The sequence below is a fragment of the Mesoterricola sp. MK458 genome (assembly GCF_055384935.1).
Genome location: NZ_AP045075.1, coordinates 1,616,573 through 1,634,917 on the forward strand (window position 1 = coordinate 1,616,573; position 18,345 = coordinate 1,634,917).

Below are 18,345 nucleotides of genomic sequence, written 5' to 3' on the forward strand. Positions count from 1 at the left end.
GGCCCCCGCTCGAACGGGGGCCGCGGGGGTTTTGTGACCGTCAGATCTTCTCGGCCGCGGCCTTGAGGCCCGCGATGCGTCCGAACACCGTGGCGTCGGGCGTGGCGTTGCCGCCCAGGCGGTTGGCGCCGTGGAGGCCGCCCGTGATCTCGCCGGCCGCGTAGAGGCGCGGAATGGGCTTGCCCCAGATGTCCAGGACCTGGGTTTCCTTGTTCACGCGCAGGCCGCCCATGGTGTGGTGCACGGCGGGCCACTGGGCGATGGCGTAGTAGGGGCCCTGTTCCAGCGAGACCATCACCGGGGTGATGTTCTTGCCGAATTCCGGGTCCTTCTTGTCCTTGAGGTAGCCGTCGTGCTTGCGGATGGTCTCGGTGAGCACCGCGGGATCGATCCCGATCTTGGTGGCCAGCTCGGCGAGGGTGGCGGCCCGTACGAAGCGGCCCGCGGCGACGGCCTTGTTGGCCTCTTCCAGGGTGCCCATCTTGGGGATCATGGCCTCGTTGAAGATGGAGAAGGTCTTCTTGCCGCCGGTGGCCATCTCGGCCCTGGAGACCACGTCGCGGCGCTCCAGCTCGTTGACGAACCGCACGCCCTTCTCGTTCACGTAGACGATGCCGTAGCCGGGCCCGCGGAAGGGGTACACGGCCGGGGCGTCCAGGATCCCGGTCTCGGGGTCGGCGTACGGGTACAGCTGGATGAAGGCCATGTGGAGGGTGTCGGCCCCCACGGCCTGGGCGTAGCGGATCATCTCGCCGGTGGCGCCCTTGTGGTTGGTGCAGTTGTAGCCGGCGTTCAGGGTCGGGTTGTAGATCATGCGCATCGGCACGTCGCGGCCGAAGCCGCCGGAGGCCAGCACCACGGCCTTGCGCGCGCGGATGTTGACGGGGCCGCGGCCGGTCTCGAGCTCGACGCCCAGCACCGGGCTCTCCACGTCCTTGCGCCAGAGCCAGCTCACCTTGGCCTTCAGCCGCATCTTGGCGCCCCGCTTCTCGGCGATCTTCCGCAGCGCCTCGGTGAAGCCCTTGCCCACGCCTTCGACGCAGGTGTGGGTGCGGTACTGGCTGTGGCCGCCGGTGCGGTTGAGGATCTGGCGCAGCTCCAGGCCGCCTTCGTCGATCATCCAGTCCAGGGCCTTGGGGGCCTCGGCGGTGAGGATCTCCACCAGCTCGGGGCTGCCGAAGAAGTCGCCGCCCTTTAGGGTGTCGTCCCTGTGGATGTCCGAGCTGTCGTTGCCGAGCTTGAACTTCTCCCGCATATGGAGCTTGTCGGTCCAGGCGTTGTATTCACCGCCGTTGATGATGGAGTTGCCGCCGTAGACCGGCATCTTCTCCAGGACGATGACGGTGCAGCCCTTGCCGGCGGCTTCGGCCGCGGCGGCCAGGCCCGCGAAACCGGAGCCGATGACGACCACGTCGTAGCTCTCGTCCCACTTGGTGGGGAGCTTCTTCTTGGCCGGCGCGGCCCCGGGGGCGGGCGCGGCGCCCAGGTTGAGGGCGAAGGTGCCCGCCGTGGCCGCCAGGCCCACCGCGAGCGACGTCTTCAGGAAGCCCCTGCGGTCGGATCCCTGGGCCTCGCCCAGGCCGTCGTCCTGGCCCCCCTTGGCATCAAGGTTTTCCGGATTCTTCATGTGATTCTCCTTCCCTGGTTGGGGTGATTGCCGTGCAGGGCGAGGCCCTCGCAGCCGGGTCCCGCAGCGACCTGAGCGGTGGATGAATACCCTATGGATCCATTCCACAGTAGGCCCCCGGCCCCAAGGCCTCAAAGGTGAGAAGTCGGGGCAATTTCGGGTAGGATCGCCTACCCGATCCGACCATAAACCCTTTGACAGAACTGGATTTATTCCCCATTACCCCCCTCCGGGGGCCGGGTATACCCGACGCGCAATTGACAGGGCTCCGGGGCAGGACAATGATCGAATCATCCCGAAGCGCGAAGGGTGGGCCTTCCCGTCCTGCCGTTCAAGCGCCGCGGATGGGGGTTGCCATGGAGCAGCGATGGGCGTCCTTCGACGCCTCCATAGGCCAGGAACTGTTCGAGGCGACCTCGGACCTGATCCTGGTGACCGATCCCCAGGGGGTCATCCTCCGCACCAACCGCAAGGCCGGACGCGTCCTCGCGGACGCCCCCACCCTCGGGCTGCCCTTCTGGGTCCGCCTGGGCCTGCCCTGCCACACGCTGCGGGAAGCCCTGGACGTCTGCGCCGCCCAGGTGCCCAGGTTCACCAGCGCGGCCCTCCAGGCCGCCTTCGCCATCCGGCTCGTGGCGCTGGGGGACGGCAGCGCCCCGGGCTTCCTGGTCCTGCTCAGCGAGACCACCGGTCCCTTCCTCCAGCGCACCGAACTGGAGCGCCAGGTCAAGGAGCGGGCCGAGGCCCTGGCCCGTTCGCAGAAGATGCTGCAGACCGTCTTCCAGGGCGTGGGCAAGGGCATCATCCTCGTGGACGAGGACATGGAAGTCATCGGCTCGAACCAGAAGGCCTGCGAGACCTTCGGCATCCACCCCGAGAACATCCACGGCGCCCACATCCGCTCCCTCTGCGACGGGCCCGGGCAGGAGGCCGTCCTGGGGATGCTCGACACCATCGTCGAGAACCAGGTGATGAGCGCGGAAGTCACCGCCCTCTACTTCGACAAGAGCAGCTTTCCCGCCGTGTTCACGGTGAGCCTGATCACCGTGGAGGGCAGCAGGCTGTGGATCATCATCACCGAGGACATCTCCAGGCAGAAGGAGATGGAGCAGCAGCTCAAGGACGGCAAGGTCCAGACCGAGGAGGCCAACATCGCCCTGCGCAACGTCCTCAAGAGCATCCAGCTCGAGCAGGAGGAGCATTCGGCCAAGCTCTCCCGCAGGATCACGGGCGACCTGGTGCCGGTCCTGCACAAGATCCGCTCGGCCCCCACCGCCGAGGTCCGCAACGGCTACATCGATTTCCTGGGCGAGCTCCTGGCCTCCCTCACCCGGGGCGCCGGGCCGCAGATGGACTTCGCACTCCACCGCCTGAGCAAGACCGAGATGAGGATCTGCAACTTCATCCTGGCGGGGTTCAGCAGCAAGGAGATCTGCACCACCATGAACCTGGCCTTCGACACGGTGCAGACGCACCGGAAGAACATCCGGAGGAAGCTCGGCCTCTCGGGCTCCGCTGGCGTCAGCCTTCACGGATACCTCAACAGCAGGAAGGTGGCGGTGGGCGCATGACCGAAGCCCGTTCCGGACGACCCCAGGGAGTGCCGATGTTCGATGAAACCTTTGACGTCCTGGTCGTGGGGTCCGGCTACGCAGGCCTGTCGGCGGCCATCGAGGCCAGGCGCGCGGGCCGGTCCGTGCTGGTCATCGAGAAGATGAAGCTGCCCGGGGGCAATTCGGCGCTCAGCGGCGGCCTGTTCGCGGTGGCCAACGCCCCCCTCCAGGCCGCCGACGGCATCGAGGACTCCCCCGCCCTGATGGCCGAGGACATGTTCAAGGCCGGCCACGGGCTCAACCACCCCGACCTGGTCCGCACCGTGGCCGAAGGGTCCCTGGAGGCCTTCCTGTGGTGCCGGGACGACCTCGGGGTGGTCTTCGCCGACGGACTCCACCACGGCGGCGGCCATTCCGTACCCCGCGTCTACAGCCCGGCCAACTGCTCCGGGTCGGTGATCCTCCAGGCCCTGCTGGTGAAGTGCCGGGAACTGGGAATCCCCATCCGCCTGCAGACCGCCATGAAGGGCTTCATCCAGGACGCCGGCGGCGCGGTGGTGGGCGCCGAAGTGATCGCGGACTACATCTTCCCGCGGGAGGGCAGCGGGTCCGTCCGGAGGATCGGGGCGGCCCGCGGCGTCGTTCTGGCCACCGGCGGCTACTGCCAGGACGTGGCCTTCCGCAAGGTCCACGCCCCCGCCCTGGGCGCCGCGCTGGAGACCACCAACCACCCCGGGGCCACGGCCGAAGGCCTGGTGAGCGCCCTGAGGATCGGCGCCACGCCGGTCCACCTCTCCTGGTTCCAGATGGGGCCCTGGACCTCCCGGGACGAGGAGGGCTGGGGGGTCAGCACCATGTTCTCGGTGCTGGTGGGCCTTCGCCACGGCGTGATGATCGACGCGTCCACCGGAAGGCGCTTCGTGAACGAACTGGCCGACCGCCTTTCCCGCTCCCAGGAGATGGTCGCCGCGGGCCGGGACCCCATGCTGATCGTGGGCGGGGTGGCGGCGCAGCAGTACCCGAACCTGGCGCAGTGCCTGAAGCGCGGGGCCGTGAAGCGCTACGGGACGCTGGAGGAGATGGCCCGGGACCAGGCCATCGATGCCGCCGCGCTGGCGGAGACCCTGGAGCACTACAACCGCTCCCTGGACGAAGGCGTCGACGAGGAATTCGGCCGGCCCCTGGGGACCCAGGAGCGCTATCGCATCGAACCGCCCTACCACCTGGTGCGCCTCCGGCCCAAGCTCCACTACTGCAACGGCGGCATCCAGATCGATTCCGGCGCCCGGGTCCTGGACCTGGAACGGCACCGGCCGATCCCGGGCCTCCACGCCGCGGGGGAGGTCACCGGCGGGGTTCACGGGGCCTGCCGCCTGGGCGGCGTCGCCATCCCCGAATGCATCGTGTTCGGGAGGATCGCCGGCCGGAACGCCGCGGGCTTATGAATCCAAAATTCAGTGGGCCACCCCCCGGAAACCCTTTGTGCCCCGGCCCATAGCCGCGACAATGGACCCAAGGAGCCCCCAGACCATGCCCGACGCTCATCCGGATCTTTCCCAGCGGATGACCCTGCCCGTCCTGCCCTGGGCCCTGGCCGTGGCCGGGGGGGCCGTCATGGCCAGCGACATCGAGCCGGTGCTGCGGGTCGCCGGGTTCCTGGCCGCCGCGGGGGGCGGGGCCGCCCTGGCCCTGGCCATGAGGCGGCACCGGGAGACCATGGCCCGGCTCCTGGCGGTCATCCCCCTGCCCGGGAAGGGCGAGGAGCTGTTCCGGGACCTGCCCCGGGCCTGGGCGGCCCTGGAGGCCGAAAAGGAGCGCCTGGCCACGGAGGTGGAGGCCGAGGACCAGGTGCGCCGCCAGATCCTGGCCAACCTGCGCACGGGCATCGTTCTGCTGGGCCGGGACCGCCAGATCCGGCTCTTCAATCCCAAGGCCCGGACCATCCTGGGCGCCTCCAGCCACCTGGGCGAGGGGGAGTCCCTGGTGTCGGCCTTCCGGGAGCCCGAGAGCCTGCGCAACCTCCAGGAAGCCTACGCCGGCGCCTTCCGGGAATGGACCCTCAAGCGCAACCCCCGGACCCTCCGCCTGCGGGCCGTGCCCTTCCCGGCCCCCGCCCAGGAGGGCACCTGGGTGCTGGTCACCCTGGACGACATCACCCACTTCGAGGCCCTGGAGACCACCCGCCAGAAATTCATCTCCAACGCCAGCCACGAGCTGAAGACGCCGGTCACCGGCATCCGGGTGGCGGTGGAGAATCTCCAGGACGGCGGCCTGGTGCTGCCCGAGGGCGACACCAGCCTCAAGATCATCCTGCGCAGCCTGGACCGCATGGTCATGCTCCTGGACGACATCTCCGAACTCAGCCGCATCGAGACCGGCGCCATGCGCCTGGAACCCAGGCCCCTGACCGTGGGGCCCTTCATGGCCGAGTTCCTGGAGAGCGTCGAGCCCCTGGGCCGGAGCCGGAACGTGCGGTTCCGGTCCGAGGTGGACCCGGGCGCCCTGGACCTGGCCTTCCAGGCCGACCCCATGCGCCTGGGCCAGCTCATGGAGAACCTGGTGTCCAACGCCGTGAAGTTCGGGCCGCCGGAATCCGAGGTGCGCGTCGCCGCGCGCCTGGACGGGGAGACCCTGGCCTTCTCCGTCACCGACCAGGGGCCGGGGATCGGTTCCCAGGACCTGCCCCGGATCTTCGAGCGCTTCTTCCGGGCCCCGGCCACCCGGGGCGTGCCTGGCACCGGGCTCGGCCTGTCCATCGTCAAGCACCTGGCCGTGCTCATGGGCGGCGAGGTGGACGTCCAGAGCGAGCCGGGCCGGGGCGCCACCTTCACGCTCCGGCTTCCGGTGGCCGAAACCCGATCTTGATTCCCTCCCCGAGGTGCCCTTGACCCAGCCCGCCATGACCCCCGCACCCGGCAGCCGCATCGTCCGCTACGTGGGTGACCGCGTGCGCTTCACGCTCGAGGGCGAGGGTCCGGCCTTCCTGCGCACCAACCTCACCCGGGGCGCCCAGGCCCGCCAGGAGGTCATCGCCCTCTCCGGGGCCGCCACCAGCGCCACCCGCACCTTCGCCGGGGCCTCCTGGCGGGACATCCCCCTGACCCGGCGGGACGGCCTGTGGGAGTTGGACCTGCCCCTGACGGAGGTGGGCCACTTCCGGGCCAAGGCCTACCACCTCGACGCCGAGGGCGCCCAGCACTGGCCCAAAGGCGAGGACGTCGGCATTTCCGTCCACCCCGACCACCTGCGCACGGGCAACACGATCTACTGCGCCTTCCCCCGCATGTTCGGGGCCGGCCGCACCGGGCGCAGCACCCGGGAACCCATGCTGGACGAGCAGCTCAACACCCTGGACCAGCGCGGCTTCACCGTGATCCCCCCTTCGGGCAAGCTGCGCGAGCTCACCGCCTGCGTGCCCCACATCCTGGAGACGCTGGGCTGCCGCATCCTGCACCTGCTGCCCCTGGGGCCCACGCCCACCACCTTCGCGCGGTTCGGGCGCTTCGGCAGCCCCTACGCCCAGCAGGACCTCACCGCCATCGATCCGGCCCTGGTGGAGTTCGACGAGCGCACCACGGGCGTCGAGCAGTTCCAGGAGCTGGCCCACGCCGTGCACCTGCGCGCGGGCCTCGTCTTCCTCGACATCGTGGTCAACCACACCGGCTGGGGCTCGCGGCTCATGGAAGGCCGGCCCCAGTGGTTCCACAGGAACCCCGACGGCACCTTCCACAGCCCGGGCGCCTGGGGGGTGACCTGGGGCGACCTGGTGGAACTGGACAACCGCCAACCGCACCTGTGGGACGTGATCGCGGAATCGCTCCTCACCTGGTGCCGGCGCGGCGTGGACGGCTTCCGGTGCGACGCCGGCTACATGGTGCCCCTGCCGGCCTGGCAGTACATCGTGGCCCGGGTGCGCCAGGAGTTCCCCGACGCGGTCTTCCTGCTGGAGGGCCTGGGAGGCGCCTGGGATCTCACGGAGACCCTGCTCACCGAGGGCGGCATGCAGTGGGCGTACTCGGAGCTGTTCCAGAACCACGCCCCCCGGGACGTGGCCGCGTACCTGGACCACGCCCTGCGCCAGGGCGAGCGCATCGGCCCCCTGGTGCACTACAGCGAGACCCACGACAACGATCGCCTGGCCCGGCGCGGAGCCGACTGGTCCCTGCACCGCAACCGCCTGTGCGCCCTCACCAGCCTCTGCGGCGCCTTCGGGTTCACCGGCGGCGTGGAGTGGCTGGCCACCGAGAAGATCGAGGTGCACCAGGCCCGGGGCATGGCCTGGGGCGCCGCGGAGAACCTCGTGGAGGAGCTGGCGGCCCTCAACCACCTGCTGGGTTCCCACCCCTGCTTTTTCGACGGGGCGCGCCTGGAGCGCCTGAGCTCGGGCGAATCGCCGGTGCTGGCGCTGCGCCGCCTCTCGTGGGACGGCCGGGACCAGGTGCTGGTGCTCGTGAACCTCACCATGGAGCCCCAGGAGTGGGTGCTCACCGCCCCCGCCTGGGAGGAGCTGGAGCAGCCCTGCTCGGACCTCCTGGGCCAGGCCTTCCCCCGGCTCCGCCACAATCCGGGCGGCTCGGTGACCTTCGTGCTGCGGCCCTGGGCCGCCCACTGCCTGTCGGCGGCCCGGACCCCCCGGGGGCTGCCCGGACCCGGGTACCGGGCGCGGCGCGCCCAGGCGGCCTGGGCCTACCAGGCCCTGGCCACGGTGCTTCCCGCCGAGACCCTGGGGCCGGCGTCCTGGGAGGACCTGGCGTCCCTGGCGGGCGCCGACCCCGCCGGCTTCCTGGCGTCCCTGGCCCACCTGGACCCCGCCGCCGCCCGGACCGATCTCCCCGCCGCCCTGCGCGCGGCCCGGAACGGCTATCCCAAGGTCATCCGGTGGGGGCTGGGGGATCTGGGGCGGGTGACGCTCCTGCCGCCCGGGCACTGGCTCCTGGTGGAGGACGCCGCCCCCTTCGCCGTGTCGCTGCGGGTGCCGGGCCAGGACCCCATCCACCTGCGCAGCGTCCCCTGGGACGCCGGCCACATGGCCGCCTTCCCCCCGTCCCTCCTGGCCCGGGCCCCGCGCCCCCTGGAGGCGGAGATCCAGCTGGAGCGGTTCAAGGAGGCCCGCACGCCGGCGCCGGGCAAGGTGCGCCTCCTGTCAGCCGAGCCCGGCTTCGCGCGCCACGCCAAGGAGGGCTCCTGCCTGCTCACCAACGGCCGGGGCGGCATGGCCCGGCTGCGGGCCGACCTGGGCACGGTGGCCTCCAAGTACGACTGCCTTCTGGGCGCCAACCTCCACCCCGAGGTCCCCTGCGACCGCCACGTCCTGGCCAAGCGGCTGCGGGCTTGGGTGAACGCCGACGGCTTCCTGACGCCCCTGGACAGCGGGAACCTTGTGCACTTCGCCCCCGGGCCCCCGGCGCGGTGGGTCTTCGCGGCCCCCGCGGGCGACGGCCGCGTGGCCCAGGTGGAGCTGACCCTGGACCTGCTGCCGGACCGCAACACCGTGGTGGCCCGGTTCCGCCGCCCCGAGGGGCCCCCGCCCATCGGCACCGACCTGCCCGAAGGGGCCCGCGTGGTCCTCACCGTGCGCCTGGACCTGGAGGACCGCGGCTTCCACGGCGAGACCCGGGCCGACGAGGGCGTCGACCGCCATTTCAACGCCAGCACCCGCCCCCGGGAGGATGGCCTGGGGTTCGTCTTCGAGCCCGGCCCCGGCCGGCGCCTCGCGGCCTGGACGGACCGGGGCCGCTGGAAAGCGGAACCCGAATGGAGCCTGGGCATCCCGCACCCCGTCGAGGCCTCCCGGGGCATGACGGACCGCGGCGACGCCTGGAGCCCGGGCTGGTTCGAACTGCCCCTGGACCGCCCCGGCGCCGTGACCCTGGCCCTTTGCGCCGATCCGGAGGAGCCGGCCCCGGCCGAGCTGCACCGGTTCACCCAGCTGCGCGCCGAGGCCCTGGGCCGCTCCGCCCTGGCCCGGGACGCCTTCGGCCAGCAGCTCTGGGAGGCCTCCCGCGCCTTCCTGGCCCGCCGGGGCCAGGGCCTCACCGTCATCGCCGGCTACCCCTGGTTCCTGGACTGGGGCCGGGACACCTTCATCGCCGCCCGGGGCCTGCTCGCCGGCGGCATGGTGGACGAGGTGCGGGGCATCCTGCGCACCTTCGCCGCCTTCGAGGACCGGGGCACCCTGCCCAACGCCCTCTCGGCGGACTCCACCGCGGACCGGGACACCTCGGACGCGCCCCTGTGGTTCGCCCTGGCCGCCGAGGAAGCCGGGGCCGAGGACCTCCTGCCCGTGCTGGAGGCCATCGCCCGGGGCTACCGGGATGGCACGCCCAACGGCATCAAGGTGGACCCGGACTCGGGCCTGGTGTGGAGCCCCTCCCACTTCACCTGGATGGACACCAACTACCCGGCCGGCACGCCCCGCCAGGGCTACCCGGTGGAGATCCAGGCCCTGTGGATCCGCCTCCTGCGCCGGCTGGGCCCGGACTGGGCCGCCCTGGAGGCCCGGGCGACGGCGTCGCTGGACCTGTTCTGGGACGAGGAGCTGGGCTGGTTCCACGACCACCTGCAGGCCCGGGAGGGCGTTCCCGCCGCCCTGGCCCGGGGCGACGGCCACCTGCGGCCCAACCAGCTCTTCCTGGTGAGCCTGGGCCTCGTGGAAGGAGAGCGGGCCCGGCGGGCCGTGGGGGCCTGCGCCCGGCACCTCCTGGTGCCCGGCGGGGTGCGCACCCTGGCGCCCCTGCCGGTGCTCACCCCCCTGCCCATCCACGGTCCCGCGGGCCTCCTGAACGATCCCATGCACCCCTACTGGGGCCGCTACGAGGGCGACGAGGACACCCGGCGCAAGCCCGCCTACCACAACGGCACCGCCTGGGTGTGGCTCCTGCCCACCTTCTGCGAGGCCCTGGCCGCGGCCTACGGGTTCGAGCCCCAGGCCGTGGAGGCCGCCCGGGCCTTCCTGGGCTCCCTGGACGGGCTGCTGGCCTCGGGCTGCCTGGGCCAGCTCCCGGAGATCCTGGACGGCGACGCCCCCCATGCCCAGAGGGGTTGCGACGCCCAGGCCTGGAGCGCCACCGAGGCCTTGCGGGTATGGCTTACACTGGACGCACACCCCCCGAGGAAACCGAATGGCTGATCAAGGTTTTGACGCGCAGGGCTTCCTGAACGGGGACTGTTCCAGTCCCGCGCAGGTCTTCGGCCTCCATCCCCGGGCCGGCTCGGGCCTGGAGGCGCGGGTCTTCGCGCCCCGGGCCACCCGCGTGGAGCTGGTGAAGGAACCCGCCGGGGAGGTGGTGGCCGAACTGCGCATGACGCACCCCGAGGGGATCTTCGAGACCGTGCTGCCGCGGCTCCGCAAGTGGTTCCCCTACCATTTCCGGGTCCACGGCTGGGGCACGGAGCCCATGGAGATGGAGGATCCCTACCGGTTCAGCGCCGCCCTGGGCGACCTGGACATCTACCTCATGGCCGAGGGCACCCACCTCAGGCTCTACGAGAAGCTCGGCGCCCACCCCTCGGAGCGGGACGGCGTCACCGGGGTGGACTTCGCGGTGTGGGCCCCCAACGCGCGTCGCGTGAGCGTGGTGGGCACCTTCAACAACTGGGACGGGCGCCGGCACATCATGCGCCCCTTCGCGTCCTCGGGCGTGTGGGAGCTCTTCATCCCCGGCATGGTCCCCGGGGACCTCTACAAGTTCGAGATCAAGAGCGCCGCCGGCAAGGTGCTGCCCCTCAAGGCCGACCCCTTCGCCTTCCAGTGCGAGCACGCCCCGGGCACCGCCTCGGTGGTGCACGATCCCGCCGGCCACGACTGGCAGGACGGCGATTACATGGCCGGGCGGTGGAAGCGCAACCGCTTCGACGCCCCCATGAGCATCTACGAGGTGCACCTGGGCTCCTGGCGCCGGCGGGAGGACGGCGGCTTCATGAGCTACCTGGAGCTGGCCGACGCGCTGATCCCCTACGTCACCGAGATGGGCTTCACCCACATCCAGATGCTGCCGGTGAACGAGCACCCCTTCTACGCGTCCTGGGGCTACCAGCCCCTGGGCATGTTCGCCCCCACCTGCCGCTACGGCTCGCCCCGGGACTTCCAGGCCTTCGTGGACCGCTGCCACGGGGCGGGCCTGGGCGTCCTGCTGGACTGGGTCCCGGCGCACTTCCCCGGCGACGCCCACGGCCTGGGCGAATTCGATGGCACCCACCTCTACGAGCACGCCGATCCCCGCAAGGGCCGGCACATGGACTGGGGCACCCTCATCTACAACTACGGCCGCACCGAGGTGCAGAACTTCCTCATCGCGAACGCCCTCTTCTGGCTGGACCGCTTCCACATCGACGGCCTGCGGGTGGACGCGGTGGCGTCCATGCTCTACCTGGACTACAGCCGCGCCCATGGCCAGTGGGTCCCCAACCGCTACGGCGGCCGGGAGAACCTGGAGGCCGTGGCCTTCCTGCGCAGGCTGAACGAGGTGGTCTACGCCCACTTCCCTGACACCTGCACCGTGGCCGAGGAATCCACCGCCTGGCCCATGGTCTCGCGGCCCACCAGCGTGGGGGGCCTGGGCTTCGGCTTCAAGTGGAACATGGGCTGGATGCACGACACCCTGGCCTACTTCGGCCGGAACATGCTGCACCGCAGGCACCACCACGGCGAGATCACCTTCAGCATGCTCTACAACGACACCGAGAACTTCATGCTGCCGCTCTCCCACGACGAGGTGGTGCACGGCAAGAAGTCCCTGCTCTGGCGCATGCCCGGCACCCGGTGGGAGCAGTTCGCCAACCTGCGCCTGCTGCTGGCCTACCAGGCCCTGCACCCCGGCAAGAAGCTGCTGTTCATGGGCTGCGAGTTCGGGCAGGACCACGAATGGGACCACAACAAGGCCCTCGACTGGCACCTGCTGGAGTTCCAGGAGCACCAGGGCGTCCGGCGCCTGGTGCGCGACCTCAACGCCCTGTACCGCGACCTGCCGGCCCTGCACGAACGGGACTGCGCCCCCGACGGCTTCCAGTGGATCGACTGCGAGGACCGCAGGAACAGCATCCTCGCCCTCATGCGCAAGGCCAACGACGGCTCGTTCGCCGTGGCCGTGCTCAACTTCACGGCCCTGCCCCACCACGGCTACCGCGTGGGGGTCCCCGCCCCGGGCCGGTACCTGGAGGCGCTCAACTCCGACGCCTCCACCTACGGGGGCCAGAACATGGGCAACGGCGGCGCCGTGGAAACCGAACCGTTGCCTGCACATGGCTTCCCGCAGTCGCTGGCCCTGACCCTGCCCCCCCTGGGGGCCCTGGTGCTCAGACTCGGCTAAGATGGTCCTTCCCTCAACCCGCCTCCCCCGGAAAGGCTTGCCCCCATGGATACGCTGCAACAGAAGCTCCAGAAGCTGACCCGCAACCTCTGGTGGACCTGGCGCCCCGAAGTGCGCGCCATCTTCCGGGACCTGGACCTGGACATCTACCACAAGGCCCACCGCAACCCCGTGCGGGTGCTCAAGGAGATCACCCCCGAGCTCCTGGAGAAGCGCGCCGGCCAGGTGGACATCGCCACCCGCACCGACCGCGCCCTGCGCCAGCTCAACGAGTACCTGAACCCCCTGACCACCTGGGGCATGATCCACGCCGGGAGCCTCCAGTCCCGCCCCGTGGCCTACTTCTGCGCCGAATTCGGCATCCACGAGTCCCTGCCCATCTACTCCGGCGGCCTGGGCATCCTCGCGGGCGACCACCTCAAGGGCGCCAGCAACCTGGGCGTGCCCCTGGTGGGCGTGGGCCTCATGTATCACCGCGGCTACACCACCCAGATGCTGGACGCCAGCTTCTGGCAGCAGGACGTGAGCGAGCCCTTCGAGCTCGAGGACCTGCCCGTCTACCCCGCCATCGGCGCCGACGGCGCCCCCGCGCGGGTCAGCGTGGAGCTTCCGGGGCGCCTGGTGTGGGCCAAGGTGCTGGAGTGCCAGGTGGGGCGCATCCGCCTCATCCTCCTCGACACCCGGGACGACGCCAACAGCGAGGAGGACAAGGCCCTGGCCGCCAACCTCTACGGCGGCGACAACCGCATGCGCATCCAGCAGGAGCTCCTCCTGGGCGTGGGCGGGTCCCGGGCCCTGCGGGCCCTGGGCATCACGCCCAGCGTCATCCACCTCAACGAGGGCCACTCGGCCTTCGCCATCCTGGAATGGGCCCGCCACCGGGTGCAGCAGGACGACATGGAACCCTGGGCCGCCATCGCCGAGGCCGCGTCGGGCACGGTGTTCACCACCCACACGCCGGTGGAGGCCGGCCACGACAAGTTCCCCGCCGACCTGGCCGAGGAGCACCTGCGGGCCATGGCCGAGGGCCTGCGCCTGCCCCTGCACGACGTCCTGGGCCTGGGGCGCACCAACCCCGGCGACCTGGGCTCGCCCTTCCTCCCCACGGTGCTGGCCCTCAAGCACTGCCGGCGCGCCAACGGCGTCTCGGCCCTGCACGGCAAGGTGGCCCGGTCCATGTGGCAGCACCTGTGGCCCACCCGCAGCGAGCACGACGTGCCCATCGGCCACGTCACCAACGGCGTGCACGTGCCCAGCTGGCTCTCCTCCGAGCTGAACACCCTCATGACCACCCACATGGGCGTCAACTGGATGGAAGGCATCGTCCGCCCCGACCTGTGGACCAAGATCGCCGCCATCGATCCCGCCGAGATCTGGGAGATCAAGAAGGTCCTCAAGGGCCGCATGCTCAAGCTCGTGCGCGAGCGCCAGACGGCGATGCGCGCCCGCCAGGGCCTGCCGCCCCTCGAGCCCGCGCCCCTGGACCCGGACGCGCTGACCATCGGCTTCGCCCGGCGCTTCGTGCCCTACAAGCGCCCCGACCTGCTCTTCACCGACCTGGACCGCCTGGACGCGCTGGTGAACAACCCCCAGCGCCCCGTGAACCTGATCTTCGCCGGGCGGGCCCACCCCGCCGACGGCCCCGGCAAGGCCCTCATCCAGAAGGTGGGCCAGCTCACCGCCGACCCCCGCTTCCGCAACCGCATCCTGTTCGTGGAGAACTACAACATCCACATCGGGCGCAACCTCTACCAGGGCGTGGACGCCTGGCTCAACAACCCCCGGAGGCCCCTGGAGGCCTGCGGCACCAGCGGCATGAAGGTGGTCATGAACGGCGGCCTCCACATCTCCGTGCTGGACGGGTGGTGGGCGGAGGCCTACGACGGCGAGAACGGGTTCGCCATCGGCAACGGCGAGATCCACGCCTCCACCGAGGTGCAGGACCGCCGCGACGCCGACGCCCTCTTCCGCCTCCTGGAGGAGAAGGTGGTGCCCATGTACTACCGGCAGGACTCCAACGGCGTGCCCCGCCAGTGGATCCACGCGATCCAGCGGTCCATGCGCACCCTGGCCTGGCGCTTCAACGCCGACCGCATGGTCATGGACTACGTGCGGAACTGCTACCTGCCCGCCGCCGTGGCCGCGTCCTGCCAGATGCCCACGCCGTGAAGTAGGACGTCCGGCTTGACGGATACAACCGTCCCCGCCCCCTTGGGGCGGGCGGCGGCGTGGCTTCCCGGAGCCTGTTGCCTTACACTGCATGCATGGGCCATCGCCTTGTTGCAAAAAGGAAAACGTTCATGGGCATCTCCCTGCGCGCCATCGTCCCCACCGCCGCGGCCCTGCTGGCCTGCGGCGCCCTTCACGCCGAAAGCGGCATCTGGGGCGTGCAGATCGGCATGGCCCAGCCCTCGGGGGGCGCCAAGCAGTGGGTGGGTTCCACCGTGGGCGCCGCCCTGGACGTCACCGACACCTACAGCCTGGGCGGCCAGGACGCCGTGCGCATGCGGTTCGGGTACTTCACCTTCAAGGCCAGCAGCAGCAACCCGGAAACCCTCACGGTGCCAGGCTGGACCACGGCCTCCTACCCGGCCGACACCACCAACGAGGCCTACGCGTTCACCTACGGCGCCGAGTACGTCCGGTCCCTTCCGGCCCGGCTCTACGTCCTGGCCGGCCTGGGGGTGGCCTACGTCTCCGCCAACCGCACCGGCACCTTCGACCTCACCGCCGCCTCCGCGGGCCCGGTGAAGAGCAACTACGACGCCAACAACTTCGTCCCCTACTTCTGCGGGGGCCTGGGCGTCCAGATCACCCGGTCCGTGGCCCTGGAGGCCCGCTACCAGTCCACCTCCATGAAGGCCCAGACCCGGAGGCTGGATCTCAAGCCCCTGGGCATGTCCACCCCGGCCGAGGTGGCCTTCGAGAAGCTGACCGTCTCCACCCTGACGGTGGGATTGAGCCTCACGTTCTGACCCGGAGGTAGCCATGGGAATCCGCGGGGCCCTTTGGGCCGTCGCCTGCCTCGTCGCCATCGCCCCCCTGCGGGCCCAGCCCAAGGCGGGCCCCTGGGTCCCCGCCTACCAGGGCGTGGAGATCGCCACCGGCGAGGCCCCCGAGCCCCGCCGGCAGAAGGCGTACGCCGTGCGCGTGGACCTGCGGGCTCCCGGCATCGAGCTCTTCGCGACCCCCCACGCCGGCCCCCGGGAGACCGTCAGCGAAACCACCGGCGAATTCCTGGCCCACCACCGCCTGCAGGTGGCCATCAACGCCAACTTCTATGACCCCTGCTGCACCCCCGGCGACAAGGACCTCCTGGGCCTGGCCATGTCCGGCGGCCAGGTGGTCTCGCCCGCCGTGGCCAAGGGCATCGGCACCGCCGCCTTCGTGGCCACACGGGACAACTTCGCCACCTTCCTGAAGACCGGCGAGGACTTCCGCACCAGCGGCCTCTGGACCGCCGTGGCCGGCACCGAAGTGGTGCTGGTGGACGGCCGGCGCACGGTCTCGGAAACGAAGTTCAACAAGGCCACCCACCCCCGCACCGCCCTGGGCCTCACCCGCGACGGCCGCCACCTGATCCTCCTGGTCATCGACGGCCGCCAGGAGGGCTACAGCGTCGGCGCCACCATGGACGAGGTGGTGGACTGGCTGATCCGCTTCGGCGCCGCCGACGGCCTGAACCTGGACGGCGGCGGCTCCACCGCCCTGGTGCGGGACGTGGATGGCCAACCCAGGCTGGTGAACCACCCCAGCGGCGTGGCCCTGGGTTCCATCAGCCCTGCCGGCGGAGAACCCCAGCAGCGGTCCAACGGGAACAACTTCGGGGTCTTCGCGCGGCCGCGGAAATCGGCGTCCTAGCCTCCACCGATATACGATGAAGCATACCGAAGAGGTGGAGCGGGCTCCAGGCAGTTGGTTGCCAAGGACCTATCTCGCGGAAGCGACCTCGGGCTGGCCAGCGCCCATCATGGGGTGGCTTTGGTTGATGCGTGTTCGCTCAAATTTGCACGAGACTTGGATTTCTGCGAACGACGCTCAGATAAGGCACCCGTACCGGAAACACACCAGCGAACAGCACCACCAGTGCCATTCCTGATGGAAGGAGCAGGGCACCGGCGGCTGCGATGGGTGAGCTATTCCGAGGAACGCTCCTCTTCATTAGTTGACCTTGAGAAACCCATCCGGCGGTTTCGAGGCGCAGAACGACCTCTGAGGGCGCCCGGGCCCGACCGGAAGTTTCAGGCCGCCTGAAGCCCTCCCAGCCACCCCAGGGGCAGCCCGGAGGTGGGCTTGAGGTAGGCCAGAAGCCATCGGTACAGGCCTGACCGCAGCCGGGCCAGGATCTTCCGCAGGTTGTGGCCAGCTCCACACAGGAAGGCGTTCATGGCGTCGCCCTGCATGCCCTTGAGGAAGTTTCGTCCCAGCAGGCCGTCGTTCTTCATGTGGCCGATCTCGGGTTCTACAGCGGAACGCCGCCGGAGGTGGCGCTTCAGGGTGTAGCCGAGTTTGCGGGTGCCGCTGATGAGGACCCGGCTTCGTTCCACGGGGACCCCATGGGCCTTGTAGCCCCGGTCCACGAAGGTAGTCCCGGGGACCTTGCCGGTGAGTCGTTCGATCTGGTCGAGTTGTCCTTCCAGAGTGTGGCCATCGTAGGGGTTGTCCGGGAACGTCTGGATGCCCACGACGAAGCCCTCCTTGTGGGTCACGGCCAGGCTCACCTTCACCCCGAACTCATACGGCTTGTGAGCCTTGCCCTTGGCGATTCACTCCACCTCCGGGGCATGGAGGCTGTAGACCTTGCCCTTGGTGAAGCGCTTCTGGGTAAGGATCTGCTCGGCCAGGATGAAGGTGCCTTTGTGGGCCTCGAAGGCCGCATCGCTCATCTTCCGTTCGACATCGCGCATCACCCGGCCTGTCATGGTCTTCAGGGTTCGCAGGACCTTCTTGGCCCGGCCGTATTGCTTGGCCTTGGCGTGGCCCCCGTGCTTCTGGAAGGCGCGGGCCATCAGCTTGCGGTAGCTCTGGCGAAGGGTGATGCCTTCCTTTTCGGCAATGCGGAGCATGGCGGCGTGGACCTTCCGATAGAGCCTGGCATCGGTCGGATGCTCCACGGCCTTGGGCTGCACCGTGGTGTCCACAATGACCTTGTCCAGGCTGGTTTCGGTGATGACGCCAGCCTTCATCCCCGCGGTGATCGTGGCCTGGAGCAGTTTCTCCACGCCGTCCTCGCCGATCCGTTGCCGCCATCGGGACATCTGGCTCGGATCGATGGGCAGGGCATGCTGGAAGAACTCCTCCCCGCAAAGGAACTGCCAGTAGGGGTTCTCGACCCACCCGCGCACCGTCTGCTCATCGGAGATGCCCTTGAGGTGCTTGAGGTAGTGGAGGCCTGCCATGAGCCGGATCGGTACGGCCGGCCTTCCGTTGTCGGCGCAGTACAGGGGGCCGAATTCCTCCGCCAGCTGGTCCCAGGGGATCGTGGCCGCCAGGCGAACCAGCTCGTGGTCCATGTCCAGGGCCAAGTCGAGGCGCATGGTGGAGATCAGGGGCTGCTCGTGGGTCCTGGGCTTGGCTTTCGGCTTCATCGGTACACCGCAATAAGGGGGTTCGTCCCTATCTTTCTGGTGTACCAGATACTTGAAAAGTTCCCTCAAATATTTGAAGAATTTCGACTTGGGGGTTTTTCAGGGCCGACTCATTACCCGACTTCAACCGTCGATATTTTTTATAGAATGCATTCAATGCTGTCATGGCAGCTGAACAATCTGGGTTCAACACATCCGCCGTGCTACCAATCGCCGCCACAGCTGGTCCACCAAGGGGACCTGCAAGCCGACTGAGCTTCCCTGTTAGC

9 protein-coding genes and 1 pseudogene are annotated in these 18,345 nt (G+C 69.8%); 8 read left to right on the forward strand and 2 right to left on the reverse strand.

Annotated features, from left to right (window positions below):
- Positions 1–40: 40 nt before the first annotated feature.
- Positions 41–1,627 (reverse strand): FAD-dependent oxidoreductase, encoded by a 1,587-nt coding sequence (locus tag ACZ5LB_RS07005; RefSeq protein ID WP_464605467.1) that lies wholly within the window; start codon positions 1,625–1,627, stop codon positions 41–43.
- Positions 1,628–1,983: 356 nt separating this feature from the next.
- Between ACZ5LB_RS07005 and ACZ5LB_RS07010 the strand changes: the two genes are divergently transcribed.
- From ACZ5LB_RS07010 to ACZ5LB_RS07045, 8 genes are all read left to right on the forward strand, one after another.
- Positions 1,984–3,198 carry a PAS domain S-box protein gene (locus ACZ5LB_RS07010; protein ID WP_464605468.1) on the forward strand — a complete coding sequence of 405 codons (1,215 nt, stop codon included), beginning with the start codon at positions 1,984–1,986 and terminating at the stop codon, positions 3,196–3,198.
- A gap of 35 nt (positions 3,199–3,233) precedes the next feature.
- A complete protein-coding gene (locus ACZ5LB_RS07015) occupies positions 3,234–4,625 on the forward strand; it encodes a flavocytochrome c (protein WP_464605469.1) in 1,392 nt (463 codons plus the stop codon).
- A gap of 85 nt (positions 4,626–4,710) precedes the next feature.
- Positions 4,711–6,045 (forward strand): sensor histidine kinase, encoded by a 1,335-nt coding sequence (locus ACZ5LB_RS07020; RefSeq protein ID WP_464605470.1) that lies wholly within the window; start codon positions 4,711–4,713, stop codon positions 6,043–6,045.
- A 19-nt stretch (positions 6,046–6,064) separates the two neighbouring features.
- On the forward strand, positions 6,065–10,309 hold the full coding sequence (locus ACZ5LB_RS07025; protein ID WP_464605471.1) for an amylo-alpha-1,6-glucosidase: 4,245 nt from the start codon (positions 6,065–6,067) through the stop codon (positions 10,307–10,309).
- Positions 10,302–12,488, forward strand: a complete 2,187-nt coding sequence (glgB, locus tag ACZ5LB_RS07030) for a 1,4-alpha-glucan branching protein GlgB (RefSeq protein WP_464605472.1) — start codon at positions 10,302–10,304, stop codon at positions 12,486–12,488. Before ACZ5LB_RS07025 ends, glgB begins: the two co-directional genes overlap by 8 nt.
- Positions 12,489–12,533: 45 nt before the next feature.
- Positions 12,534–14,657: an alpha-glucan family phosphorylase gene (gene glgP, locus ACZ5LB_RS07035; protein ID WP_464605473.1), complete on the forward strand. Its 2,124-nt coding sequence runs from the start codon at positions 12,534–12,536 to the stop codon at positions 14,655–14,657.
- 131 nt (positions 14,658–14,788) lie between these two features.
- Positions 14,789–15,463 (forward strand): hypothetical protein, encoded by a 675-nt coding sequence (locus ACZ5LB_RS07040; protein ID WP_464605474.1) that lies wholly within the window; start codon positions 14,789–14,791, stop codon positions 15,461–15,463.
- Positions 15,464–15,476: 13 nt separating this feature from the next.
- The gene (locus ACZ5LB_RS07045; RefSeq protein WP_464605475.1) at positions 15,477–16,349 is read left to right on the forward strand and encodes a phosphodiester glycosidase family protein; all 873 of its coding nucleotides are present in this window, start codon (positions 15,477–15,479) and stop codon (positions 16,347–16,349) included.
- Positions 16,350–16,729: 380 nt separating this feature from the next.
- Here the strand turns inward: ACZ5LB_RS07045 and ACZ5LB_RS07050 are convergent.
- A pseudogene (locus tag ACZ5LB_RS07050) lies at positions 16,730–18,025 on the reverse strand (IS5 family transposase).
- Positions 18,026–18,345 lie beyond the last annotated feature (320 nt).

Excerpts from the sequence above, each read along its gene's own strand:
- ACZ5LB_RS07005 (WP_464605467.1), bottom strand. The coding sequence starts at position 1,627 with ATGAAGAATCCGGAAAACCTTGATGCCAAGGGGGGCCAGGACGACGGC.
- ACZ5LB_RS07010 (WP_464605468.1), top strand. The coding sequence starts at position 1,984 with ATGGAGCAGCGATGGGCGTCCTTCGACGCCTCCATAGGCCAGGAACTG.
- ACZ5LB_RS07015 (WP_464605469.1), top strand. The coding sequence starts at position 3,234 with ATGTTCGATGAAACCTTTGACGTCCTGGTCGTGGGGTCCGGCTACGCA.
- ACZ5LB_RS07020 (WP_464605470.1), top strand. The coding sequence starts at position 4,711 with ATGCCCGACGCTCATCCGGATCTTTCCCAGCGGATGACCCTGCCCGTC.
- glgB (WP_464605472.1), top strand. The coding sequence starts at position 10,302 with ATGGCTGATCAAGGTTTTGACGCGCAGGGCTTCCTGAACGGGGACTGT.
- glgP (WP_464605473.1), top strand. The coding sequence starts at position 12,534 with ATGGATACGCTGCAACAGAAGCTCCAGAAGCTGACCCGCAACCTCTGG.
- ACZ5LB_RS07040 (WP_464605474.1), top strand. The coding sequence starts at position 14,789 with ATGGGCATCTCCCTGCGCGCCATCGTCCCCACCGCCGCGGCCCTGCTG.
- ACZ5LB_RS07045 (WP_464605475.1), top strand. The coding sequence starts at position 15,477 with ATGGGAATCCGCGGGGCCCTTTGGGCCGTCGCCTGCCTCGTCGCCATC.